The sequence below is a fragment of the Ruania alkalisoli genome (assembly GCF_014960965.1).
Taxonomy (GTDB): domain Bacteria; phylum Actinomycetota; class Actinomycetes; order Actinomycetales; family Beutenbergiaceae; genus Ruania; species Ruania alkalisoli.
Map to the genome: position 1 here is coordinate 4,088,235 of NZ_CP063169.1, position 23,882 is coordinate 4,112,116.

General features: G+C 67.1%; 21 protein-coding genes. 17 read left to right on the top strand and 4 right to left on the bottom strand.

Annotation, left to right across the window (positions count from 1 at the left end):
• The first annotated feature begins 2 nt into the window (after positions 1–2).
• The 10 genes from IM660_RS18220 (at position 3) to IM660_RS18265 (ending at position 9,345) form a co-directional block, all read left to right on the top strand.
• Positions 3–1,031, top strand: a complete 1,029-nt coding sequence (locus IM660_RS18220; RefSeq protein ID WP_193497175.1) for a vWA domain-containing protein — start codon at positions 3–5, stop codon at positions 1,029–1,031.
• Entirely contained in the window at positions 1,028–2,125 is a 1,098-nt protein-coding gene (locus IM660_RS18225) for a VWA domain-containing protein (protein ID WP_193497176.1), read from the top strand. The genes IM660_RS18220 and IM660_RS18225 overlap by 4 nt, the downstream gene beginning before the upstream one ends.
• A complete protein-coding gene (locus tag IM660_RS18230) occupies positions 2,125–3,054 on the top strand; it encodes a hypothetical protein (protein ID WP_193497177.1) in 930 nt (309 codons plus the stop codon). Before IM660_RS18225 ends, IM660_RS18230 begins: the two co-directional genes overlap by 1 nt.
• Positions 3,055–3,425: 371 nt before the next feature.
• Complete coding sequence (locus tag IM660_RS18235) at positions 3,426–4,532, top strand: IS110 family RNA-guided transposase (protein WP_193496828.1); 1,107 nt, start codon at positions 3,426–3,428, stop codon at positions 4,530–4,532.
• A 56-nt stretch (positions 4,533–4,588) separates the two neighbouring features.
• A complete protein-coding gene (locus IM660_RS18240) occupies positions 4,589–5,857 on the top strand; it encodes a GNAT family N-acetyltransferase (RefSeq protein ID WP_193497178.1) in 1,269 nt (422 codons plus the stop codon).
• 87 nt (positions 5,858–5,944) lie between these two features.
• Positions 5,945–6,661 carry a WXG100 family type VII secretion target gene (locus IM660_RS18245; RefSeq protein ID WP_193497179.1) on the top strand — a complete coding sequence of 239 codons (717 nt, stop codon included), beginning with the start codon at positions 5,945–5,947 and terminating at the stop codon, positions 6,659–6,661.
• Between the two features lie 10 nt (positions 6,662–6,671).
• On the top strand, positions 6,672–7,283 hold the full coding sequence (locus IM660_RS18250; protein WP_193497180.1) for an HNH/ENDO VII family nuclease: 612 nt from the start codon (positions 6,672–6,674) through the stop codon (positions 7,281–7,283).
• Between the two features lie 51 nt (positions 7,284–7,334).
• On the top strand, positions 7,335–7,877 hold the full coding sequence (locus tag IM660_RS18255) for an ankyrin repeat domain-containing protein (RefSeq protein WP_193497181.1): 543 nt from the start codon (positions 7,335–7,337) through the stop codon (positions 7,875–7,877).
• 1 nt (position 7,878) lies between these two features.
• Positions 7,879–8,268, top strand: a complete 390-nt coding sequence (locus tag IM660_RS18260; RefSeq protein WP_193497182.1) for a DUF2185 domain-containing protein — start codon at positions 7,879–7,881, stop codon at positions 8,266–8,268.
• A gap of 30 nt (positions 8,269–8,298) precedes the next feature.
• The gene (locus IM660_RS18265; RefSeq protein WP_193497183.1) at positions 8,299–9,345 is read left to right on the top strand and encodes a LacI family DNA-binding transcriptional regulator; all 1,047 of its coding nucleotides are present in this window, start codon (positions 8,299–8,301) and stop codon (positions 9,343–9,345) included.
• Positions 9,346–9,412: 67 nt separating this feature from the next.
• On the opposite strand, the gene IM660_RS18270 is transcribed toward IM660_RS18265, so the two are convergent.
• Complete coding sequence (locus IM660_RS18270) at positions 9,413–12,304, bottom strand: family 20 glycosylhydrolase (protein WP_193497184.1); 2,892 nt, start codon at positions 12,302–12,304, stop codon at positions 9,413–9,415.
• A gap of 227 nt (positions 12,305–12,531) precedes the next feature.
• Here IM660_RS18270 and IM660_RS18275 point away from each other — a divergent pair, with 227 nt between their 5' ends.
• Both IM660_RS18275 and IM660_RS18280 read left to right on the top strand, forming a co-directional pair.
• On the top strand, positions 12,532–13,167 hold the full coding sequence (locus tag IM660_RS18275) for a hypothetical protein (RefSeq protein WP_193497185.1): 636 nt from the start codon (positions 12,532–12,534) through the stop codon (positions 13,165–13,167).
• Positions 13,164–13,397: a helix-turn-helix domain-containing protein gene (locus IM660_RS18280; RefSeq protein WP_193497186.1), complete on the top strand. Its 234-nt coding sequence runs from the start codon at positions 13,164–13,166 to the stop codon at positions 13,395–13,397. Before IM660_RS18275 ends, IM660_RS18280 begins: the two co-directional genes overlap by 4 nt.
• Before the next feature lie 65 nt (positions 13,398–13,462).
• On the opposite strand, the gene IM660_RS18285 is transcribed toward IM660_RS18280, so the two are convergent.
• The 3 genes from IM660_RS18285 to pdhA are packed head-to-tail and all read right to left on the bottom strand — an operon-like array spanning position 13,463 to position 17,127.
• Complete coding sequence (locus IM660_RS18285) at positions 13,463–14,935, bottom strand: dihydrolipoamide acetyltransferase family protein (RefSeq protein ID WP_193497187.1); 1,473 nt, start codon at positions 14,933–14,935, stop codon at positions 13,463–13,465.
• Positions 14,936–14,971: 36 nt separating this feature from the next.
• Positions 14,972–15,985: an alpha-ketoacid dehydrogenase subunit beta gene (locus tag IM660_RS18290; protein ID WP_193497188.1), complete on the bottom strand. Its 1,014-nt coding sequence runs from the start codon at positions 15,983–15,985 to the stop codon at positions 14,972–14,974.
• A complete protein-coding gene (pdhA, locus tag IM660_RS18295) occupies positions 15,982–17,127 on the bottom strand; it encodes a pyruvate dehydrogenase (acetyl-transferring) E1 component subunit alpha (protein WP_193497189.1) in 1,146 nt (381 codons plus the stop codon). Before pdhA ends, IM660_RS18290 begins: the two co-directional genes overlap by 4 nt.
• Positions 17,128–17,808: 681 nt before the next feature.
• Between pdhA and chvE the strand changes: the two genes are divergently transcribed.
• The 5 genes from chvE (at position 17,809) to IM660_RS18320 (ending at position 23,790) form a co-directional block, all read left to right on the top strand.
• A complete protein-coding gene (gene chvE / locus IM660_RS18300) occupies positions 17,809–18,966 on the top strand; it encodes a multiple monosaccharide ABC transporter substrate-binding protein (RefSeq protein ID WP_193497190.1) in 1,158 nt (385 codons plus the stop codon).
• Between the two features lie 61 nt (positions 18,967–19,027).
• On the top strand, positions 19,028–20,569 hold the full coding sequence (gene mmsA / locus IM660_RS18305; RefSeq protein ID WP_193497191.1) for a multiple monosaccharide ABC transporter ATP-binding protein: 1,542 nt from the start codon (positions 19,028–19,030) through the stop codon (positions 20,567–20,569).
• A complete protein-coding gene (gene mmsB, locus IM660_RS18310; protein WP_193497192.1) occupies positions 20,566–21,744 on the top strand; it encodes a multiple monosaccharide ABC transporter permease in 1,179 nt (392 codons plus the stop codon). Before mmsA ends, mmsB begins: the two co-directional genes overlap by 4 nt.
• A gap of 94 nt (positions 21,745–21,838) precedes the next feature.
• The gene (locus tag IM660_RS18315) at positions 21,839–23,011 is read left to right on the top strand and encodes an ROK family transcriptional regulator (RefSeq protein ID WP_193497193.1); all 1,173 of its coding nucleotides are present in this window, start codon (positions 21,839–21,841) and stop codon (positions 23,009–23,011) included.
• Positions 23,011–23,790: an ATP-binding cassette domain-containing protein gene (locus IM660_RS18320; RefSeq protein WP_159618337.1), complete on the top strand. Its 780-nt coding sequence runs from the start codon at positions 23,011–23,013 to the stop codon at positions 23,788–23,790. The genes IM660_RS18315 and IM660_RS18320 overlap by 1 nt, the downstream gene beginning before the upstream one ends.
• The last annotated feature ends 92 nt before the right edge of the window (positions 23,791–23,882 follow it).

Below are 23,882 nucleotides of genomic sequence, written 5' to 3' on the forward strand. Positions count from 1 at the left end.
GCATGCTGATGCACCCGTGGGCGATCTGGGTGGTCGTGGCCGTCGTGGTCGCGGCATTGGTCCTGGGCTGGTTCGCGCGGGCCGCCAAGCAGGAGCGACGCCGCGTGGCGTGGGTGGCCAACGCCGGCTATCTGACGGCGCTGCCGTCGTTCAGGTCGAGAATCTCTCAGTACCGGGTGCTGCTGTCGTGCCTAGTGGTCGTGCTCTTCGGAGCCTCGATCGCCGCGGGTTTCCTCGTCTCACGCCCCGTCGACCGGGAGGTGCGCTCGGATGAGCTCGCCACCCGGGACATCGTGCTCTGCCTGGACGTCTCGGGGTCGATGGTCGAGTACGACACCGAGATCGTGCAGCGGTTCCTGGAGCTGCTGCCGAGCTTCCACGGCGAGCGGATCGCGCTGTCGATCTTCAACTCCACCTCACGCACGGTGTTCCCGCTCACCGACGACTACGCCCTGGTGGAGGAGCAGCTCACCGAAGCGGCCGAGGCGCTCGACTTCGACGTGGACTCTCTCGACGACTTCTCCTACGACGCCGAGGCCCTGGACCGGCTACTGGCGTTCCTCGCGGGGACCGAGGGCCTCGGGCAGGATGCGTCCTCCCTGGTCGGTGACGGGCTCGCCACGTGTGCCCTGGCCTTCGACCTGGAGGACGAGGAACGGTCGCGCTCGATCATCCTCGCCACCGACAACGAGGTGTTCGGCGAACCGCTGTACACGCTTCCGGAAGCCGCTGACCTGGTGGCCGAGCGCGACATCACCCTGCACGGTTTCTATGCCGGGGCGGTGACCGCAGACTCGGCAGCGCAGGAGAAGGAGTACCGCGACGCCGTCGAGGCTCATGGCGGGTTGTTCTACGCCAGTGACGATCCGGACGCGGTCTCCGGGATCGTCGACCAGATCTCGGCTCAGCAGGCGGCCGAACTGGACGCCGATGCGGACGTGATCATCACCGACACACCGGAAACGTACTTCGCCTGGCTGATGGGACTGCTGGCCCTGTACCTCCTCGCCGTGTGGAGGTTGCGCTCATGACGCTGCGGATGATGTGGCCCCTGTGGCTGACACTGCTGGTCTTCATTCCACTGCTGGTGCTGGCCATATGGAAGATCCGCACCTCGCACGGGCAGCGGCGCCGGGACTGGTGGCGCCGTGGGGCCATCGTGCTCACGGCCCTGGTGATCGCACTCACGCCCAGTGTGCCGCGCACGCTGGAGGAGTCCCTGATCACGAACGTCGAGATGTACTTCGTGGTGGACCGGACCGGGTCCATGGCCGCCGAGGACTACGACGGCGACCAGGCTCGCCTGGTCGGGGTTCAGCAGGACATGGTCGCACTCACCCAGGCGATGCCGGCTGCCCGCTACAGCATCCTGGCCTTCGACTCCCAGACCACCTCCCAGCTCCCGCTGACCACGGACTCGCGTGCGGTGCGCGCGTGGGCGGACACGGTGACGCAGGAGATCACGGCGTACTCGGCCGGATCGGCGATCGATCGCCCGCTTGCGGCCCTGACCGAGACCTTGGCCGCCGCGGCGGAGCGGAACCCGGAGAACGTGCGCCTGGTGTTCCTGTTCTCCGACGGTGAGAACACCGACGGCTCGAACTCCCAGGCGGGTGGCGGGTTCGAGTCCTTCGCCGGGCTCGAACCCCTCGTGGACGGCGGCGCCGTGCTGGGATACGGGACCCCGGACGGCGGGAATATGCGTTCCTATGACGGTTCCTCCGGCACTGGCTTCGGGTCCGACGCGCCGTACATCACCGATGACACCGGGCAGCCGGCCGTCTCCCGCATCGACGAGACCACCCTGCGGACGGTGGCCGACCAGCTGGGCGTGGAGTACACCCACCGCATCACGCCGGACCCGGTGGAGCCATTGGTGGCCGGTGTGGACGTGGAGGAGATCGCCGCGGACGGCCGGCGCGATCTGACCACCTACGAGGACGTCTACTGGCCGTTCGCGATCGTGCTGGCGCTGCTGCTGGCCTGGGAGGCCTGGGACCTGACCAGAGAGGTCCCCCGGGCGGGGCGTAAGCGACCGCGCGACGACGATGACTTCGGCACTGCCGATGACGACGCTGATGATCGTGCAGCGGTGCCCGCGGGCACCGGGAACGGAGGCCGGTGATGAGCACGGATCTGCTGCCCCCGCCCGGTGAGTTCCGCACCACCGAGGAGATCCGCGATGCCCAGTTCCACGAGCGACTGGCGCGCCGCCGCAAACTGATGCTGCTGTGGTCAGCCCCGGTGGTGGCCATCGCGTTCCTGGCCGTGCTGAAACTGCTGAGCGCGACGGTGATCAACCTCGCCGGAACCAGCGCCTACGACAACGCCAACTACGTCACGGCCACCGATCGGTTCGAATCGCTGGAGTTCTTCAACGTGGTGCAGCCGTGGAAGGCGCACTTCAATCAGGGAACGGCTATCTACGCCAGCGGCGACTTCTTCAACGCCACCGTCCAGCTGGAGGTAGCGCTCGGTCTGGTGCCGCAGGCGCCGCAGGGTGAGCCGCGCGGCGAGGACGAGTGCAAGGTGCGAACCAACTATTCCCTGGCGCTCGAAGGTCTGGGGGACGAGGCCTCGATCGCCTCCGACTTCGCCACGGCCACCGACTATTACGAGCAGGCGCAGACGATCCTCTCCGACTGCGGCGAGTCAGGCGGCAACGGTGGTGAGGAAGCGCAGGAGGCCGAGGAGCGGCAGCAGCAGTCGCAGGAGCAGAGCGAGCAGCAGCAACAGGAGCAGGAGCAGCAGGGACAGGACGGGCAGGAGGGCGACCCGAGCGAGTCCCCCAGCGAGGGCGAATCCGGCGGGGAGTCCGAATCCCCCAGCGAGGGCGAGTCCGGCGGCGAATCGGAGTCCCCCAGCGAGGGTGAGTCCGGCGGGGAGTCCGAATCCCCCAGCGAGGGCGAGTCCGGCGGGGAGAGCCCGTCACCGACCGAGTCGGTGGATCCGCGGCAGGAAGAGTTGGAGAGCCGCAACCAGGAGGCGCAGGAATCGCGCGAGGCCTCCGAGCAGCAATCCGGCGGGGGCAACGGCTCCGGGCAGAACTGGTAGCCGAACCTCTCCCACCACGAAATCTCTCGTCGATCTGGCGCCTCCCACACCCACCACCAGGAAATCTCTCGTCGATCTGGCGGGTCAGCGTGACCAGATCGACTGTGAGTGTGGTGTTCGCAGCCTGGTGGTGATGGGCTGTGGGTGGTGGCTTGGAGTGTGACTCGCTAATCGACTGGCCGTGTGTGCCTTTCGCACGACTTGTCCGCTCCGGGTCGCCGCCTCCGGCCCGGTCGGAGCGACTGGCCTGATCAGGAGCTTGACCGGCGGGCGTAGTAGCGCCCGTCGTGTCCCATCTACAGTCCTGCCGATTCTCCTACCGGACCGGAAAGCAACAACGTCCCGTCCCGTTCCGAAGTGGAGGAAACGTCATGACTAGTCTGAGTGATCTCGTCGAGGTTGTCATCGGGGTCGACACCCATGTCGATACCCATACCGCGGCGATCATCGATGCTGGCACCGGTGGGGTGCTCGGCCAGGTACAGGTCGCGGCCACCCCGGCGGGGTATGCCGAGCTGGTCGAGTTCGTCGATACCCACCTACGCGGTGAGGATGAGGCTGATATCGAGACCGATCCGTGCGCCGCCACTGGTGGACGGGCGTGGGCGATCGAGGGCACCCGCTCCCACGGGGCGGGTCTGACCCGACATCTACAGGCTCGTGGTGAGCTGGTCATCGAGATCGACCGCCCGCAACGGGCCAAGCGCCGCCGTGGAGCCAAGTCCGACCCGATCGACGCAGTCCGCGCCGCACGGGAAGCGTTAACCCGCGAGCACCTCGCCACCCCACGCTCAGGCGGGAACCGGCACGCCCTCGCGATCCTGCTGAGCACCCGAGACTCCCTCGTGACCGAAGCAGGCCGCGCCGCACGGCAAGTGTTCCACCTCATCATCACCGCCCCCGAACCCCTGCGAGCGAAGTTCGCCGGCAAGAAACTGCCCGCGATGATCACCACCGCCGCCCGGCTACGCACCCGGCCCGGTCAAGACATCGAGACCACCACCACGATCACCATCCTGCGCGACCTGGCCCGCCGCGCCCAAGACCTGACCACACAAGCGGCCCAGTACAAGAAACAGATCCACCACATCGTGACCAGCATGCGCGCCGACCTGCTCGATCAGCCCGGCATCGGCCCCATCGTGGCCGCACGAATCCTGTGCGCCTGGTCCCACCCCGGACGCATCCACTCCGAAGCCGCATTCGCCATGCTCGCCGGCGTCGCCCCCATCCCAGCCACCAGCGGCAGAACCACCAACCGACACCGCCTCAACCGCCACGGCGACCGCCAACTCAACCGAGCACTCCACGTCATCGTCCTGACCCGACTACGCCACGACCCACACACCCGCGCCTACGCCCAACGCCGCACCACCCAAGGCCGCACCCACCGCGAAATCACCCGCTGCCTCAAACGCTACATAGCCCGCGACATCTACCGACAACTCGAACACCACAACCCCACAAACACCCCTTGACAGAACATAGGAGCGTCGAGCAATTTCAGGTTGCGCCGACCGCATAGAGTCCTCCTGTGGACTACGTCTTCGACACCCTGAACCTGCACGACGACTCTGCTGAATCCGTTGCCCGCCGCAACGCGTGGTTCGGCTCCGTGGCCCAGGCCTTCCATGAGCCGCGGCCCGCTCCGGAGCAGATCCAGCACATGGTCACCAGCGCCCGCGCCGACGGCGCAGTGTGCCGGGGTGCGTGGCTACCGGACGGGGAGTTCGGCGCCGGACCGGCACCCGTGGCCACGTTCATCAGTTTCGACAAGACCATCAACGCCGGTCATGAGCTGCTCAGCGTACGCATGATCAGCGACGTCACAGCGAGCCCGGCGCACCGTCGCCGAGGACTGGTGCGCACGCTGATGGAGGCCGACCTCTCCGACGCTGCGGCCAGCGGAGCGGCACTCTCGGCACTGACTGTCTCCGAGGCGACGATCTACGGGCGCTGGGGATTCGGCCCGGCCACGTTCGTGCGCAAGTTCGAGCTGGAGACGGGCCCGCGGTTCGGGCTGCGCTCGTTCACCGATCCAGGCCGCACGGAGCTGATCGACCCCGCAGATGCCTGGCCGCACATCAGCAGCGTCTTCGAGACCTTCCATCGCACCAGGCGCGGGTCGATCGAACGCCCCACCTTCTACGAGGTCATGCACACGGGCGCATTCGACTTCTCCGAGGGCGGACCGGCGAAGAAGCTCCGTGGCGCCGTGCACCTGGACGCAGCCGGTTCAGTGGACGGCTTCGTGCTCTACGAGTTCGACGGCAGCGACCGTGACAAGCCCGCGATCAAGGTGAACGAGATGCTGGCCCTGAATCCCACTGCTCAGCTCGCGCTGTGGGACTTCCTCGCTCACATCGACCTCTCCAACCGCGTGATCTGGCGGTTCGCCGATCCCGCCGACCCGCTGCCCTGGGCACTGACCGATCTCAACGCCCTCACCATCAGCGCCGACCGTGAGTTCATCTGGGTCCGTGTGCTCGACGTGGAGCGTGTGCTCAGCGCACGCCCCTGGGCAGCGAGCGGACGAGTGATCCTCCAGGTCGAGGACGCCCAAGGTCACGCCAGCGGCACCTACGCCATCGAGAGCAACGACGGCCGCGCCGTCGTCACCCGGACCGAGGAGCAGCCCGAGATCGCGGTGACGGCCGAGACGCTCGCCACCCTGTGCTTGGGCACGGCCCCGGTGACCGTGCTGGCAGCGGCAGGTCGCCTGACCGGGGCACCGGACGCCGTCGGACGCTTCGCCGCGATGGCCGACCTCGTGGACCAGCCGTACACGACGACCTTCTTCTAAGAGGTCCCCGGGGGTGGTGAGTACTCCCCATTCCCCCGCCTCTCGTCTCGCTCTAGGTTGAGCGCGAGACGAGAGGCGGAGAACACCATGGGGATGACCATTCCCGGCGAGCTGGACTACGTACTCGACCTGCTCGGCTACGAATGGCCGAACCTGGACGAGGACGCGATCCGTGAAGCCGCGGTGCTGATGCGCGGGCTGAGGGATGACCTCCAGGGCACTCTCGATGATCTCGACAACACGATCAACGTCGAGCTGGCCGAGGCGTTCACCTCCAAGACGGCCACGGCCTACATCGACGCCTGGACCGACAACCGCACCCAGAACATGGACCAGATGCTCGACCTGATGCCCACCGTGGCGGACGGTATCGACATCTTCGCCGACGCCGTCCTCGCCCTCAAGGTGAAGGTGATCGCCGAGCTCACCATCACCGCAGCACAAATCGCGGCGGCAGCGGCGAGCGCCGTGGTGACCCTCGGCGCGAGCGTGGCGGCGAACGCCGCGATCATCGCCGCCCGGAAGAAGGCGCTGGACATCGCCACCGATCTCGCGATGGAACAACTGCTGGGCCAGATCCTGACGCTCGTGATCGAACCACTCACCGACACTGCGGCCGGGCTCGCGGAAGCCGTCGTCGCAGCACCGATCACCTCCTCCGGCAGCGAGACGTCCTCCTTCGACGCCAGCTATGACCTGATGGAGCAGCTCGCGCAGGCGATCGACGACTGCGGGGTCGAGCAGGAGGAACGCATCGACACCTTCATCTCGCAGGTCATGGGCCTGCCGATCTTCGCGTCCTGAGGAGGCACCCATGTCCGCACTGACACGCAACGCGCAGGAGATCCTCGAGGCGATCGAGAGCGGCTTCCAGCGCATCAAGCGAGCCCTGCGGGATCGCCAGCGCGACCAGGCGCAGAAGATCCGCGACGACAACAACCGGATCAACGAGACCGACGGCGAGATGGCTGAGACCGTTCGCAAGACGGATCTGCCCGAGACGGGTCCGCCAGGCTCCTACGGTTACGACGCCGACGGCAACCGGCTCCCATACGCCAATGATCGCCCGAAGTACGACGAGGGGCAGGTCGAGACGGTCTGGCGGGACACCCACGACCAGCAGGTCGCCGACGCCGAGAGTGGCAACCTGGTGGACCAGGAGGGCAATCCGCTGGATCCCCCAGGTGAGAACCAGGTGTGGGTTCAGCGCACGGACGACAGCTGGGATCTGGTCACCTGGGAGCCTGGGCAGAACAGGCGGGGCGTGTGGGACATGGGGCACCGGCCGGACGCCAAGTACAGCGACCTGCGCGATCGCTACCTCAGCGGGGAGATCAGCAAGGACGACTTCCTGGCCGAATATCGCGATCCCGACCACTACTTCGCCGAGGATCCTGGCCGGAACCAGTCACATATGGACGAATAGGCGCTGTGGAAGGATGAGACGAAGTGTGAGCACACGATCGAGAGGTGGGACGTGGCCGATCCGATTCTGAGCGCCAAACGCGCGACCCACGAGTCCTTCCTCGCCGACTATGACCCGGGGGTCACTCCGAAGTTCACGAGTGCGAGTACCGGGCAAACGGTCCTTTTCGGGGCTCTCGCCAACAAGGACCCCCGCACGCGCGCAGCGATCGCGAACCGGTTGCTCGATGACGGTGCCGACCCTGCGGTGGTCTCCAGCTCGGGCGTGAGCTTGCTGCACGTGCTCCTGGGGCAGCGCAAGCACGAGCCTTCCCTGGAGGGCCCCCTGCTACGCCGGCTGCTGGAAGGCGGAGCGCCGATCAACACGGTCGAGTCACGCGACGGCGCACCGCTCGGGATGCTCTACCGGCTCAGCTCCCTCTCCGACGAGGACCGGATCCCGATGTATGAGGCGTTCTTCGACCGACCGGATCTGGACCTCGACGCTCACGCCACCACAACGCACACGATCCGCGAACTCATCGAGATGGCGGCGGAGAACCGCCCGATCCCCTATCGATTGATGCTCGACCATGACGCACGGCGAGGAGCCTGACATGCCCGATACCCCCAGCGGCGCACCGGCTGACTATCCGGAGTTCATCCCGGATGCCGGCGCCTGCCTCGCCACCACGAACGTGCTCAGCGGCGCGGGTGCGGTGCGCTGGATGCTGCGCAAGCCCTCACAGGCCGGCGCCGACAACGGCTGGCGGATCATGAGCCACATCGATACCAGCGACTACCTCTCCGACCCCGCGAACTGGAAGATCACCGACTTCAACCAGGTGTGTGCGATCGAGCCGGCGCTCATCGGCATCTGGGATCTGGAGATCGGCTCCGACCTGCAGATCGTCCGGGACTCGCTCGGGGTGAGGGTCGTGGACACCGCGACCGGCCAGGCCATCCCGCGAGAGAACCTCTACGTACCCCCGCAGCAGCGCGCCTGACGCCGTCCCTTTCACGTTACGCTGACCGGCGTGGCCACCGATGAGCACTCCAGCAACGGACGGCGAGCGCGGGTCACGATCCAACAGCTCGCCACCGAGCTCGGCGTCTCCAAGGCTGCCGTCTCGTTCGCGCTCAACGACAAGCCTGGGGTCAGCGAGGAGACCCGGCAGCGGGTCCTGGCCGCCGCCGGCGAGCGGGGCTGGGCCGCGAGCATAGCCGCCCGCGCGCTCTCGGGGCAGGGCACCGGGTCTATCGGACTGGTGCTCGCCCGCGATGCCACCACGCTGGCGTTCGACAACTTCTACCTGCGATTCATCGCGGGCATCCAGGCAGTGCTGTCGCCGCGCGACCTCACGCTCACATTTCAGCTTGTGGACACACTCGAGGCTGAATGCGCCGTGTACCGCCGATGGGTGGCGCAGGAACGGGTCGATGCCGTCATCGTGGTCGACCTGCACGTCAAGGATCCGCGGCTCCCGCTGCTCGACGAGCTCGGGCTGCCCGCCGTTATCGTCGGCGACCGCGGATCCGGCGATGGCCCGTTTGCCGAGGTGTGGACCGATGACATCGCACCCATGACCCGGCTCGTCAACACTCTCGTCGAACTCGGGCACGAGCGGATCGGCCTGATCAGCGGGCTGCCTTCACTACGCCACACCGAACGCCGCGTGCAGGCCATGCAGGACGCCCTCGGCGCCCATGGACTCGCCGCACTCGCCACGCACTACACCGACTACAGCCGTGAACAAGGCGCTGCGGCAATGGCCGATCTGCTCGACTCCGAAGAGCGGCCGACGGCGGTCATCGCAGACAGCGATCAGCTCGCCCTCGGTGCACTCACCGCAGCGCGCGCGGCGGGCGCGAGGATCCCGGAGGACGTCGGCATCGTCTCGTGGGAGGACACCCCGCTCTGCGAGATCACCGAACCGCAGCTGGCGGCCCTGCGGCGCGACCCGTTCGACCTCGGTTCGGTGGTGGCGAGCGCGCTGCTCGACCAGCGTGCGCGCCGGTCCCCCACCAGTTTCGAGGGGATCGCGCCAGAACTCATCATCCGGGGCTCGCTGGCTGCACGCTGACAGTCCCGGGTCGGATGGACGGCGCTCGGGGGAAGTCCTCCGTCCATCCGACCCAGTGCTTGACGCGTTAGGTCGTGAAGCGAACCGCGCGGCGACGGTGAAGCAAGACCAGTCCACCGAGCGCGATGAGCGCCGCCGCGATGAGCGCGATCCATCTCGCGTTGCTGGCCCCGGTGTTGGCGAGGTCATCGTCCGGGTTCGAGGAATCCGGCACGTCATCGGTGGTTCCCGGCGAGTCTGAGGAGTCCGGCGTCCCATCGGTTTCCGGCGTACTCGAGGACTCCTCACTGCCGCCAGAGTAGGGCGGATCGTCCGGGTCACCAGTGGCGGGTGGCTCCTCCGCAACGATGTGCAGTGCGTCCAGGTCCGTGCAGCCCACGCAAGCGGCGAGCTCGGCATCTGCAGCCTCACCGGTCACGGTGACGGTCAAGTCACGGTCGCCGCGCGGCACCAACGTGCGGTCGGACAGCGGTGCGCTGATGACGATAGACCCGCTCCGACCTGCCTGGAGGCCGATATCCCAGATGACCGCTCCGGGGACGAGTGCCACATTTCCCGTATCGGCGACCGGCAGACGCGTCGCCGCGATGTCGTCGAGCACGTCCTCGAGATCGATCCTGACTCGTGCGGAATCGAGCGGCGACTCCCCTGCGGTGGCGGTGATCGACCACGTGGGTGTGTCACCGAGGTCTACCTCGCTCCCGGGGTCCGGGTCACTGGTGATCTCGAGGCTCCACGTGGGGACGTCGGTCGCTTCGGGGACCTCCCAGACCTGCTCGGCACCGAAGTAGGAGGCGTGCCCCTGGAACCGCAAGTGCTGGTCGAAGTCGGCGAACGTGTCTACCGGCCGCTCCGAGTTCCAGGTGTCCTGTGCGAACAGCCGCAGTCGTGGCAGGAGCGTCTGGGTAAGCACGGGTTCGGGCGCCCACCCGTGAGCGTCGTCCCAGACCGGGAAGAACTGACCCCGCACCTGGTCGCGGTACTGCACGTCGACAGTCTGAGGCGGACCGAACCCGCCCGAGAAGACGAACGGGCTCGGATAAGCGTTCCACGAGTACTCGGGTAAGGGGCGGTTGATGAACTCGCCCATCCTGCTCTCGCCGCCGGTCTGGTCCGCCCGCTCCGTGGCCGGCCAGAGGTCGTGGTAGCGGTCCGAGGACGATCCGATCGTCAGGTGTCCCTCGGCGAGCAACTCGTTGACCCTGAGCGAGCCGTAGATCTGCGCCCAGTAGATGATCGTGATAGTCGGGTCGATGTCGACGACGGCGTTGGAACCGTCGAGCATGTCGTTCCACATCATGGTGCGCATCCCGGCCTCGGATACCGCCTCGTTCACCTCGTTGAAGAAGGCGATGTAGGCGTCGCGGGGCGTCGCAGACGGATCCCCCGTCTCCTCGCGGATCCACTCGACCGGCTCATCATGGGCATTCATCGACATGAACTCGTCCCCACCGAGATGGATGTACCCGCTGCCGAACAGCTCGCCCATCTCGACGGCGACATCGGCCAGCCGTTCACGGACATCGGCGCGGCCGTAGTTGTACGACTCCTCGCCGAGCATGTACCCGGGCTCGGTGAAGATCTTGGCGTCGAGAGCCGAGTGCGCAGGCATGTCGTACTCGGGAATCACGCGCACGTGGAACCGCTGGGCGAACGCCACGAGATCCTGCACCTCCTCGCGGGTCCAGTGACCGCCGTCCGGAAGGTCGTCCACCAGCTCGGGGAAGACCTCACTCTCCACACGCAGGCCCTCGTTGTCCTTGATGCGCAGCACGAGCGTGTTGAGGTTGGTGTACGCCAGGTCCTTGATCTGCTGCTTGAGCCAGTCGATCGAGTAGTAGCGACGGCCCGAGTCGATCTGCAGTGCGCGGAACTCCTGATCGGTCCAGTTCAGGACGGTACCCGCGGGGAGGCCGGCGTCGCCTGTCGCGGCGCTGCGCATCGCCTGGGTCAGGGTGGAGAGTGCGTACAGCACCCCGGGTTCGCCGCCGGCTGTGATGCTCACGCCCTCGGGGGTGATCTCGATCCGGTACGCGTCCTGCATCAGGTCGCGGGCGTTGACGGGGGCGTCGTCCGGAATCGGGACGTCGCCCAGCTCGATGAACACACCGCCAGCAGCGAGGTCGCCGGCGTCACCGTAGGACAGTTCGACCTCTGGTGCCACACCGGCTTCGGCCATGTTGGCGGCACCGAGATGCGCCTCATCGGCGATCGCGTCGCGGTTCTCCTCGGCGACGATCACCCGGTCGATCGGTCCGGTGAAAGCGCCCTCAGCCGCCACGAACGACTGCACCGCGGGGATCGTCACCGGGAAGCCGTTCTCCATCGCGGGCATCTCGGCCCACGGTTCGGGCGCCTCGACCGGCGCGGCCGCGGGTCCGATACGCGTGATCGAGAAGTCGTCGCAGTAGCCGGCGCTGTCCGTGCTGGTGCTGAAGCAGTAGAGGTTGAGCTCGGTGGTGCGCGGACCGGTGGTCACCTGAAAGGTCGTCGTCTCCCATTCGGTTCCGTTGCCGGGAGTGGCGACCCCATTGCTGTACCCGCGGGCGGAGTCCCCCGTGGCGAGCCCGCGATAGTAGAGCGAGGCTTCGGTGTCGAAGGCTCCGTAACGCATCTGCCGGCCCTTGACCGTGATCGAGACCTCGTACACGGTCTGCGGCTGGATGTTGCTGACCGTCTTGTTCACCATGCCGCGGACGGGGCCACCACCTCGGATGGGCAGCGTGGTCCCCTCCGGCGTGAGTGAATCACCCTCGAAGTTGAAGCCAACCTGAACGGCGGTTCCTGTGCCGTCGGCGCCCGGGGTGACGAATTGCGCATGGTTGTGCTGCGTCGTCGGGTCCCATTCGCCCGACTCGAATCCGGGATCGACTATCACCGGCTCATCGTCGGCGTACGCCGGAGCGGCGCCGACGCCGCTGCCGACGACCAGGCCCGACATCACCAGTGCGGCAGTCACGCCGCCTACCATCCACGCTCGCAATGCTCGCATCGTTGCTCTCCAGACATCGTTGTGGTGATCAGGAACTTATCCGGTTAAGTTGTTGAGCGCAAGAGTCGGTCGATCGGCGCCTGAGCGCACCGGAAGCCGGGATGAACCGACCGAGGCAGGCACTTGCGTCAGGCGATGACATCGCCTATGTTATCGAATGTCGATATTAACGAACAACGATAAGGAGTGAGTCGATGTCCGAGCAACGCGTACCTGACCGAGGGGACCGCGTCGCCCTGACGGTCGTCGCCGTAGCGGCAGCAATCGTCGCCATCGGATCGGTGGTGATGATGATCCTGCTCGCAGTCGAGGCCTTCACCTCCCCGAACCTGCTGTTACCCGGCTTCGAGGTCGAGAACGGGTCCTCACCTGACTTCCTGGCCGATGCCGCCGGTGTGATCCACTCCCACTACACCACCGTCACGCTGACCGTCGTCGAGCCAGGTGGCGTGGTCCGGCTGCTCTACTTCGCGAGCGGCTACCTGCACCAGCTGATGGTGATCGTCGTAGCCGGTGCCGTCTCCTGGCTGGCGTGGCGCACCGTGACCGGTCGTCCGTTCGTCCGCTCCGCCACGATCGCCGTCATGCTGGCTGCCGTCGCCGTGCTCGCAGGGGGCGCATTCGGGGACCTCTTGCGGGGCATCACCCGCGCCGAGGTTGTCGCCGGGTTGGGCGAGAACGCCATCGCGACCGACACGAGCGAGGGCTTCCTCGCGCTGATGGTCTCGTCCACACTCGGCTGGCTCGGATGGGGCCTCGCGCTCGGCGTGGTCGCCCAGGTCCTCTGGATCGGCGAGCGCATGCAGAAGGACACGGAGGGGCTGGTATGACGCCACGCCGCGCCGACGAGACCGAGCCGGCGCTCATCCACTGCCGCCTCGACGAGCTGCTCACCGAGCGCGGGATGACCCTCACACAACTCTCCGAGCAGGTCGGAGTGAGTCTTGTGAACCTCTCGGTGCTCAAGAACGACCGGGCGAAGGCGATCCGCTATTCCACACTCGCCGCGATCTGCGACGCCCTACAGTGCGACGTCGGCGACCTTCTCGTGCGGGCGTAGCGCGACCGGGGCTGGTTCCCGGCTGCGCGCCTCCACCCCGGCCCGCATAGGGCGGGTGCGGCGAACTACCCCCAGACCAGACCCTGACTCGGCTCCTCCATCACCCGTGCCACATCGTGCAGTACCCGGGAGGCGAGCTCACCGTCCACGAGGCGGTGGTCCACCGACAGCGCGAGCTGAGTCACCCAGCGCGGCTTGATCTTGCCCTTGTGCACCCACGGCCGCTGATCGATCGCCCCGAGCGCCAGGATCGCCGACTCCCCCGGGTTCAGGATCGGGGTTCCGGTGTCGATACCGAAGATGCCGACGTTCGTCACCGTCACGGTGCCGTCGGCCATGTCGGCAGGCTGCGTCTTGCCTGCCCGCGCGGTGGTGGTCAGGTTCGCGATCTCCACCGCGAGCTCGTGCAGCGAGAGCCGGTGCGCATCCTTGATGTTGGGCACGATCAGCCCCCGGGGCGTCGCCGCCGCGATACCGAGGTTGATGTAGTGCTTGTAGACGATCTCCTGCGTCTCGTCGTCCCACGCCGCGCTGATCATCGGGTGCTGGCGGATCGCGAGCACGAGCGCCTTGGCCGCGATCAGCAGCGGGGTCACGCGCACGTCGGCGAAGTCGCGATCACCCTTGAGCCGCTCCACCAAGCGCATCGTCTTGGTGACGTCCACGGTCACGAAGACGGTCACGTGCGGGGCGGTGAACGCCGAGGCGACCATCGCCTCCGCCGTTCGTGCCCGCACACTGCGCACCGGCACACGCGTCTGACGCCCGTTGGCGGAGACGGTACCGCCATCGAGCCAGGGCCGGTCGTCGTCACGGTGCTTGACGTAGTTCTCCGGTGCGGACCGCTCGGCGGCCGAGAGCACGTCGGCGCGGGTGATGATGCCGCCGGGCCCGGTGCCCGGCACGCCGTTCAGGTCGAGCCCCAGGTCCTTGGCGAGCTTGCGTACCGGCGGCTTGGCCAGCACGTGTGCCGAGCGCTCGGAGGCCCCCGACGGCGGAGCTTGCGCAGGTGCAGGTGTGCCCGGTGTGGTGCGTGGCTGGGCAGGCGAGGCCGGCGCAGCGGCAGCAATCGGCGGCGCTCCGGCGGGCGCTCCGGCTGACGACGTCGCGCCGTCCTCCGGCGCAGCGGCAGCGCTCTTCCTGGGTCGCCGGGTCGCCGACGCGGTCTTAGTGCCGTACCCCACGAGCACACCACCGCTGGTCTCGTCCGCTTCCCCAGCAGGCGCCTGCTCACCCGAAGCCTGGGTGGACTCCGAGGAATCGGAGGCTCCGCCGTCGGGGGCCGGGCCACCGGGATCGGTATCGACGGTGATGATCGGCGTGCCGACCTCCACGGTGTCGCCGACCTCGGCCAGGAGCTCGGTGACCACCCCGGCGTAAGGGCTGGGCAGCTCGACCAGGCTCTTCGCCGTCTCGATCTCGACGATGTTCTGGTTCACCGTGACGGTGTCCCCGACGGCAACCTGCCAGGCGACGATGTCGGCTTCGGTGAGGCCCTCACCGACGTCGGGAAGGCGGAACTGCACGAACTGCGGCATGGTGTGGTCTCGTCTCCTCGGTCTGCGGGCGCTCGCTCAGTGTTGCAGCACCGAGTCGACGGCGTGGAGCACCCGGTCCAGGTTCGGAAGATACTCCTCCTCGAGCTTGGAGACCGGGTACGGCGTGTGGAACCCGCCCACGCGCAGCACCGGCGCCTCCAGATGGTAGAAGCACTCCTCACTGATCCGGGCGGCGATCTCAGCCCCCGCGCCGAGGAACGTCGGTGCCTCATGCACGACCACGAGCCGCCCGGTCTTGCGCACCGATTCCGCCACGGCGGGGATGTCGATCGGGGAGATCGAGCGCAGGTCGATCACCTCGATACTGGTGCCCTCGCTCTCGGCGGCGGTGGCGGCGCGCAGTGCGGTGGTGACCGACGGCCCGTACGCAGCAACGGTGACGTCGGTCCCGGCGCGGGCTACGACGGCGCGCACGTCTCCGGGGGTGTCGAGCACCTGGTCAGCGGCGGTGACGTCGACATCCGCCTTGTCCCAGTAGCGCGCCTTCGGTTCGAAGAACAGCACCGGGTCCGGGGAGGCGATCGCCTGCTGGATCATGGTGAACGCGTCGGCGGGGGTGGCGGGGGTGATCACCCGGAGCCCAGCGGTGTGCGCGAAGAGCGCCTCAGGGGATTCCGAGTGGTGCTCGACCGCACCGATACCGCCGCCGTAGGGCACGCGGATGACCACGGGCACCTGGGCCTTGCCGCGGGAGCGGTAGTGCATCTTGGCCAGCTGGGTGGTGATCTGGTCGTAGGCGGGGAAGATGAAGCCGTCGAACTGTATCTCGCACACGGGCCGGTAGCCGGCCAGCGCCAATCCGATCGCGGTGCCGACGATGCCCGACTCGGCCAGCGGGGTGTCGACCACCCGGTCGGAGCCGAAGTCCTTCTGCAGCCCGTCGGTGACCCGGAAGACGCCCCCGAGGGGCCCGATGTCCTCACCCATGAGGAGCACCTTCGGGTCGCGTTCCATGGCGCGCCGCAGGCCGAGGTTGATCGCCTTGCCGAGGGTGATGCGCTGGGTGCCGGAGGTGGTCTGCTCGCTCATGAGGCCGCCTCCTCGAATCCGGCGAGGTAGTCGGTCAACCACGCCCGATCGCTACTGATCTGTGCCTGCTCGGTGGCGTAGACGTCCTCGAAGATCCGCTCCACTGGTGGCGAGGGGATCGCGTGGCAGTAGTCGCGGATCTCGGCGCCGAACTGTTCGGCTTCGTTCTCGAGGCCGGTGAAGAACTCCGACGGCGTCCCCTCGCGTTCGAGCAGGATGCGCATCCTGTCGATGGGGTCGCGCCGGCGCCACACTTCTTCGTCCGCCCGGGTGCGGTAGCGCGTGGGGTCGTCGGAGGTGGTGTGGGCGCCCATCCGGTAGGTGACCGCCTCGATGAAGGTGGGGCCGCCGCCGGAGCGGGCGCGCTCGAGCGCCTCGGCGGTGACGGCGTAGCTGGCGAGGACGTCGTTGCCGTCCACGCGCACCGAGGGGACCCCGAAACCGCGGCCGCGGTGGTACAGCGGGACGCGGCTCTGGCGTTGCGTCGGCTCGGAGATCGCCCAGTGGTTGTTCTGGCAGAAGAAGACCACGGGGGCGTCGTTGACGGAGGCGAAGGTGAGCGCCTCGCTGACATCGCCCTGGGCGGTGGCGCCGTCGCCGAAGTAGGCCACGACGGCGCGATCGCGTCCGGGGTCGCCGGTGCCGACATCTCCGTCGCGCTGGACGCCCATGGCGTAGCCGGTCGCATGAAGTGCGTGAGAGCCGATGACGAGGGTGTAGAGGTGGCAGTTGTGCTCGTTGGGGTCCCAGCCGCCGTGGTCCTCCCCGCGGAAGAGGTGGAGAGTGGAGCGCAGGTCGACGCCGCGGGTCCACACCACGCCGAGTTCGCGATAGGAGGGGAAGGCGTAGTCGCGCGGCGCCATGGCCCGGCCGGAGCCGATCTGGGCGGCCTCCTGGCCGAGGCTGGGGGGCCACAGCCCCAGCTCGCCGTGGCGCTGGAGCGAGGTGGCCTCGGTGTCGAACCGGCGCACCAGCACCATGTCGCGGTACAGGCCTTCGAGGGCGACTCGGTCCAGGTGGTCGACCCGGGGCGAGTAGCTCTGGTGATGCACACGCTCACCGTCGGGGGTGAGCAGTTGGATGAGGTCGTCATCCGTCTCTCCGACTGGGGCGTTGACCCCGTCTGCGCCGGGTGTGAACACAGGCGAACTCCTTCATGTGGTGGCCGTCCTCGCACAACTTACGCCAGCGTAGGCTACGCGACCGTAGGTCACAACGAGTGGAGCCGGACGAACAGCAGGGGGCGAGAGTTGTAGGAAACCTCCAAAGCTCGACGACGATGACGAGCAGCGGGATCGCCGCTGGGCCGCGCGGGGCGGCACGCAGTCAGCGTCTCACTTTGTGGACAGGTTCGCGAGGGAGGCGTCGAGAAGGGCCGAAAGTTGTACACCCTGGCCACTCAAGGGCCGAACTTTCGACCCTTGGACGCGACTTCCCGCATCGCGCCCGGTCGGACACTGGGCACGCATTGAGTTCGTGACACGAAGTCATACGCTCGAAGATTGCCGGTTCGCCTCACGTCAGTAGCTCCGGAAAGTGACCCATGCGGGATCGATCCGCCCCCAGGATCGCTCCGATCCAACAACCGTCTATCCCTTGATAATCAGGCTTTCGCGGAGAGCTTCCCCATCGCAACCAGCCCCCGTGACCATATCGTGACCTGAGATTCTCTCAGAAGGCTTGACTTCGAGTCTCGAACTCAAGCACCGTATGGGTGCTCGGGGACCACATCGACGTGAAGGAATCCGAGCCACCCACGCCGGGCGAGCCAGCCAGCTCGTTGACCGGCCAAGCACTGCAGTTCATGGAGCGAAGGAGCCCACATGCGCAAGTACGGACTCGCGGCACTCGGCACGGCGGGGCTACTCGCCCTCTCAGCCTGCGCCGGAGGAGGAGCCGGCAGCGGAGAAGACGACGGCGGTGGCGGCGGTGGCGACACCGAGGCGCCCGAAGAGGTCCTGGTCGGGGTCGCCATGCCCACCCAGACGTCAGAGCGGTGGATCGCCGACGGCGAAGCCGTCGAGGCGGGTCTGACCGACCTCGGATACGACGTCGATCTCCAGTTCGGGAACGACGACATCCCCACCCAGGCGCAGCAGATCGATCAGATGATCACCAGCGGGGCAGACCTGCTCGTGATCGCCGCCATCGACGGCACCGCCCTGACCAGTCAGCTCGAGGCCGCGGCCGCTGCGAACATCCCGGTCGTCTCCTACGACCGGCTGATCCGCGACAGCGAGAACGTCGACTTCTACGTGACCTTCGACAACTACCAGGTGGGCGTCCAGCAAGCGACGTCCCTGCTCGTCGGGCTGGGCTTGCTGACCGAGGACGGCAGCGAAGGCGAGGCCACCGGCCCGTTCAACATCGAGCTCTTCGCCGGCTCCCTCGACGACAACAACGCGCACTTCTTCTGGGAAGGTGCGATCGAGACGCTCCAGCCCTACATCGACGACGGCACTCTGACCGTTCCCTCGGGCCAGACAGACATCGAGCAGGCAGCCACACTGCGCTGGCAGCAGGAGACCGCACAGCGGCGGATGGAGGACCTGCTGACCTCCACGTACTCCGACGGCACCGAGCTGCACGGCGTCCTGTCCCCCTACGACGGCCTCTCGCGGGGCATCATCACGGCCCTGCAGAACGCAGGCATGGGGCCGACCCTCGAGGAGGGACTACCCGTGGTCTCCGGCCAGGACGCCGAGATCGCCTCCGTGGCCCTGATCGACCAGGGCGTGCAGTTCGCGACCATCTTCAAGGACACACGCAAGCTGGCCGACCAGGCTGTGACGGCCGCCGAGGCCTACCTCGCGGGTGAGGAGCCAGAGGCCAACGACACCGAGACCTACGACAACGGGGTCCTCGTCGTGCCCTCGTACCTGCTCGAGTCGGACATCGTCTACGCGGGCAACATCACCTCGCTCCTGGTCGACTCCGGCTACTGGACGGCCGACGAGGTCGCCGCAGGCGTCGCCGAGTAATCCACTCCCCGGGGTGCGTCGCCCTCGCGGCGCACCCCGGGCATGCGAGCAGGAGCATCCCATGACTCAATCCATCCTCGAGATGCGGGAGATCACCAAGGCCTTTCCCGGCGTCAAGGCGCTGCAACAGGTCTCCTTGACCGTCACGGCCGGAGAGATCCACGCCATCTGCGGTGAGAACGGCGCGGGCAAGTCGACCCTGATGAAGGTTCTCTCCGGTGTCTACCCCCATGGCAGCTACGACGGCGAGATCGTCCTCGACGGCGAATCAGTCGCCTTCGGCTCGATCAACGACAGCGAGGCCCGTGGCATCGTCATCATCCACCAGGAGCTCGCACTGATCCCCCACCTGAGCGTGGCCGAGAACATCTTCCTCGGCAACGAGCGGCGTGGGCCACTCGGCCTGGTGGACTGGAACCGCGCGAACTCCGAGGCAGCGGAACTTCTCGCGCAGGTCGGTCTGCACGAGAATCCGACCACGCCGATCTCGGCCCTCGGCGTCGGGAAGCAGCAGTTGATCGAGATCGCCAAAGCGTTGTCGAAGAACGTGCGGATCCTCATCCTCGACGAACCCACCGCCGCACTCAACGACAATGATTCCGAACACCTGCTGCACCTGCTGCGCACCCTCCAGGAGCGCGGCATCACCTCGATCATCATCTCCCACAAGCTGAACGAGGTGGAGGAGATCGCCGAACGCACCACGATCATCCGGGACGGTCGCACGATCGAGACGATCGACATGTCTGAAGCCGGCGCCACCCAGGAACGCATCATCCGCGGGATGGTCGGCCGCGACCTCTCCCATCGCTTCCCCGAGCGTGACCACGCCATCGGTGATGAGGTGTTCCGTGTGGAGCACTGGACAGTCCACCACCCCACCCAGACCGGCCGGATCGTCGTCGACGACGCCAGCCTCAGCGTCCGGGCCGGAGAGGTGGTCGGTATCGCGGGCCTCATGGGTGCCGGACGCACCGAGCTTGCCATGAGCATCTTCGGCCGCTCGTACGGGCGGGACGTCAGCGGGCAGGCGTACATGCACGGCAAGCCCGTCTCGACGGCGAGCGTCCCCGAGGCGATTCGGCACGGTATCGCGTATGCGACGGAAGATCGCAAGGTGTACGGGCTCAACCTGATCCAGGACGTCCGCAAGAACATCTCTGCCGCCGGCCTACGCCAACTGTCCTCCCGAGGGTGGGTGAACGGCAATAAGGAACTCGAGGTGGCTGAGAAGTACCGCGCGGACCTGAACATCAAGGCGCCCAGCGTGCTCTCCGTCGTCGGGCAGCTCTCCGGCGGGAACCAGCAGAAGGTCGTCCTCAGCAAGTGGATCTACACCGATCCGGACGTGCTGATCCTCGACGAACCCACCCGGGGGATCGACGTCGGCGCCAAGTATGAGATCTACACCATCATCAATCGGATGGTCGCAGCGGGGAAGGCGGTCATCGTCATCTCCTCCGAGCTACCCGAACTGCTGGGCATCTGCGACCGCATCTATACCCTCGCCTTCGGCCGGATCACCGGTGAGGTACCGATCGCCGAGGCCACCCAGGAGAACCTCATGCACCTGATGACCACGGAGAAGGAGCTGGTCTCATGACCGGGATCGCCAACATCTGGGAGCTCGCGTCCCGGAACATGCGCCAGAGCGGCATCGTGGTGGCGTTCGTGGCCATCGTCGCACTCTTCAGCCTGCTCAATCCGACGTTCCTCTCCCCCGGGAACATCACGAACATCGTGTTGCAGTACTCCTACATCCTCATCCTGGCGATCGGGATGGTGATCGTGATCATCGGTGGTCACATCGACTTGTCGGTCGGGTCGTTGGTGGCGCTGACCGGGTCGGTGGCAGCCGTGCTGGTCATCAAAGGTGGACAGCCCTGGTGGGTGGGAGTGATCGCCGCTCTTGTCGTCGGTCTGCTCGCCGGAGTCTGGCAGGGGTTCTGGGTCGCCTACGTCGGGATCCCCGCCTTCATCGTCACCCTCGCCGGGATGCTGCTGTTCCGCGGCTTGACCTGGATCGTGCTGGAGAGCATCTCCCTCTCGCCGTTCGGCGGGCCGTACTATCAGATCGCCAACGGGTTCCAGAACGGATTGCTCGGCGGGATGGGATTCGACGTCTTCACGTTGCTGATCTTCGCGTTCGGCGTCGTCGGATACGCCGTGCTGCAGTGGCGCTCCCGCCTGGCCAAGCTGCGCTACCAGCAAGCAGTGGAGGCACTGCCGTTCTTCGTCGCGAAGATCGTGCTGGTGGCAGCGGTCGTGATGTGGTTCGCCTGGCAGCTCGCGAACAGCCGGGGACTGCCGAACGTGCTGATCCTGCTCGCGATCCTCATCATCGCCTACAGCCTCATCACCCAACGCTCTGTCTTCGGACGGCACGTGTACGCCATCGGTGGCAACCTCCACGCTGCGCAGCTGTCCGGCGTCAAGGTGAAGAAGGTCAACTTCTGGATCTTCGTCAACATGGGCTTCCTGGCCGCCGTCGCCGGTGTGGTGTACTCCGCCCGGATGAACGGTGCTCAACCCTCGGCGGGAGAGATGTTCGAGCTCGACGCGATCGCCGCATGCTTCATCGGCGGCGCAGCGGTCACCGGCGGTGTCGGCCGCGTCACGGGCGCGATCGTCGGCGGCCTGATCATGGCCGTGATGAGCAACGGGATGCAACTGATGGGCGTCGACCAATCGGTACAGCAGGTGGTCAAGGGCCTCGTACTGCTGTTGGCGGTCGCCTTCGACGTCTACAACAAGAAGCGGGCAAGCACGGCTCGCTGATGCCGTCCACCCATCCGCAACGTGCACGGCACCCCGCCGCACCGGCCACAACCGGTGCGGCGGGGTGCGCTGTCATCATCGATAGACTCGCGCCGTGAGCCGATGGCCGGCGGGATCGCAATCGGCGCTGCGCGAGGCCAACACTGCCCTCATCGTGGACGCCGTCAAGCAGTTCGGCGGGCTGACCCAGGTCGAGCTCGCCGATGCCACGGGCCTGTCCGCGGCCACGGTCTCGACCATCGTCAAGGAGCTCACCCAGACCGGGGTGGTCGATACCCGGCCCACCGCCCGCAGTGGGCGGCGCGCGACCATGGTGACGCTTGCCCGCAGCACCGGGATTGCCGCGGGGATCGTCGTCGGTCACCGCGGGCTACAGGTTCTGCTCGGCGACTTCGCCCACGAGGTGCTGGCAGAACGCACCATGCCACTGCCGCCGGACCACCCGATGGACACCGTGCTGGACCGGATCGCGCTCCTCGTGGTCGACATGCTTGAAATCCTCGGGACCGACCTCACCGAACTGGCCGGCCTGGGGGTCGGCCTCCCCGCACCGGTGGAGGCCTCCACCGGGATGATCTCGGTGCGCGGGATCATGCGCGGGTGGGACGGTGAGCATGTGGGTAACGTCCTCGCCAAGCGGCTCGGCCGGCCCGTGCACGTGGAGAACGCTGCGAACCTCGGCGCGCTCGCCGAAGCCACGCTCGGGGCAGCCCGGCCCTACGCCGACAGTCTCTACGTAAGATCCTCGTTCACTGCGGGTGCGGGCATCATGCTCGGCGGACGCTTGCACCGCGGATATGCCGGTACCGCCGGGGAGATCGGGCACGTGCAGGTCGATCCACTCGGTCAGATCTGCCGCTGCGGTCGCCGGGGTTGCCTGGACACTGTCGTCGGAGCCGATGCCCTCCTCGCCTCGCTCCAAGTCAGCCACGGGTCGCTGACATTGCGTGACGTGATCGCCCGGGCGATCGACGGCGATCCGGGGTGTTCACGGGTCGTTGCGGACGCTGGGCGGGTCGTCGGCCTGGTGGTCTCGGGCGTGTGCCAGACCGTCAACCCACAGATCGTCACTGTCGGCGGGGAGCTGAGCGAGTGCGGAGAGGTCTTCCTGGCCCCGCTGCGTGAGACCCTGCGCGACCACACCCTGCCCAACCACGTGGCTCCGATGGAAGTCCAGCCCGCCCTCCTCGGCACCGAGGCCGAGGTGATGGGCGCGCTGGTCCACGCGTTGCAGTCCACCGATGTGCGAATGCAGAGAGAACGCTGATGACATCACCGATCGATACCAGCGACACGACCACCGGGCCGGTGCTCTCCATGCACGGCATCACCAAACGCTTCGGCGCCGTCGAGGCGCTCGTGGATGTGACCTTCGAGGTACGCCCACGGGAGGTGGTTGGACTGATCGGCGACAACGCCGCCGGCAAGTCCACGCTCGCGAAGATCATCGCCGGTGCGTTGCAGCCAACTGCCGGTCTGATCGAGATCGACGGTGCCGGCGTCACCATCGGCTCACCCTCGGCCGCGCATCGGTTAGGGATCGCGACGGTGTTCCAGGATCTCGCCCTGTGCGAGAACCTGGACGTGAGCGCGAATCTCTTCCTGGGCCGCGAGCTCAATGCCACCGGATTCCTGCATGAGGGCCGGATGGCACAGCTCACCCGCTCGGTGCTGCGGGACCTTCGCGCACAGATCCCCTCGATCCACACCCCCTTGCACCAGCTCTCCGGCGGTCAACGGCAAGCGGTGGCGATCGCCCGGACCCTCATCGGCGAGCCCCGCCTCGTCGTCCTCGATGAGCCGACGGCGTCCCTGTCGGTCGCGCAGACGGCCGAAGTCCTGACGCTCATCGAACGCCTGCGCGATCTCGGACTCGGCGTGGTCTTCATCAGTCACAACCTCACTGACATCGGGGCCACCTGCGACCGCATCGAGGTTCTCCGGCACGGCCGGAACAACGGCAGCTTCGCGGGGTCCTCGGTGCGGCAGGCCGACCTCATTGCCGCGATCACCGGCGCCCCGGGGTACGGGACTGCGCACAGCTGATCGACCGGACCTCTCACTGCGGGCTGTGCTCGTCATCCAGCCGGTCCCGGGACGGACCTGTGCACCCAGGAACCGAGAACAGGCCGAAAGTT

Excerpts from the sequence above, each read along its gene's own strand:
- IM660_RS18220 (WP_193497175.1), top strand. The coding sequence starts at position 3 with ATGCTGATGCACCCGTGGGCGATCTGGGTGGTCGTGGCCGTCGTGGTC.
- IM660_RS18225 (WP_193497176.1), top strand. The coding sequence starts at position 1,028 with ATGACGCTGCGGATGATGTGGCCCCTGTGGCTGACACTGCTGGTCTTC.
- IM660_RS18230 (WP_193497177.1), top strand. The coding sequence starts at position 2,125 with ATGAGCACGGATCTGCTGCCCCCGCCCGGTGAGTTCCGCACCACCGAG.
- IM660_RS18235 (WP_193496828.1), top strand. The coding sequence starts at position 3,426 with ATGACTAGTCTGAGTGATCTCGTCGAGGTTGTCATCGGGGTCGACACC.
- IM660_RS18245 (WP_193497179.1), top strand. The coding sequence starts at position 5,945 with ATGGGGATGACCATTCCCGGCGAGCTGGACTACGTACTCGACCTGCTC.
- IM660_RS18250 (WP_193497180.1), top strand. The coding sequence starts at position 6,672 with ATGTCCGCACTGACACGCAACGCGCAGGAGATCCTCGAGGCGATCGAG.
- IM660_RS18260 (WP_193497182.1), top strand. The coding sequence starts at position 7,879 with ATGCCCGATACCCCCAGCGGCGCACCGGCTGACTATCCGGAGTTCATC.
- IM660_RS18275 (WP_193497185.1), top strand. The coding sequence starts at position 12,532 with ATGTCCGAGCAACGCGTACCTGACCGAGGGGACCGCGTCGCCCTGACG.
- IM660_RS18280 (WP_193497186.1), top strand. The coding sequence starts at position 13,164 with ATGACGCCACGCCGCGCCGACGAGACCGAGCCGGCGCTCATCCACTGC.
- IM660_RS18285 (WP_193497187.1), bottom strand. The coding sequence starts at position 14,935 with ATGCCGCAGTTCGTGCAGTTCCGCCTTCCCGACGTCGGTGAGGGCCTC.
- IM660_RS18290 (WP_193497188.1), bottom strand. The coding sequence starts at position 15,985 with ATGAGCGAGCAGACCACCTCCGGCACCCAGCGCATCACCCTCGGCAAG.
- chvE (WP_193497190.1), top strand. The coding sequence starts at position 17,809 with ATGCGCAAGTACGGACTCGCGGCACTCGGCACGGCGGGGCTACTCGCC.
- mmsA (WP_193497191.1), top strand. The coding sequence starts at position 19,028 with ATGACTCAATCCATCCTCGAGATGCGGGAGATCACCAAGGCCTTTCCC.
- mmsB (WP_193497192.1), top strand. The coding sequence starts at position 20,566 with ATGACCGGGATCGCCAACATCTGGGAGCTCGCGTCCCGGAACATGCGC.
- IM660_RS18320 (WP_159618337.1), top strand. The coding sequence starts at position 23,011 with ATGACATCACCGATCGATACCAGCGACACGACCACCGGGCCGGTGCTC.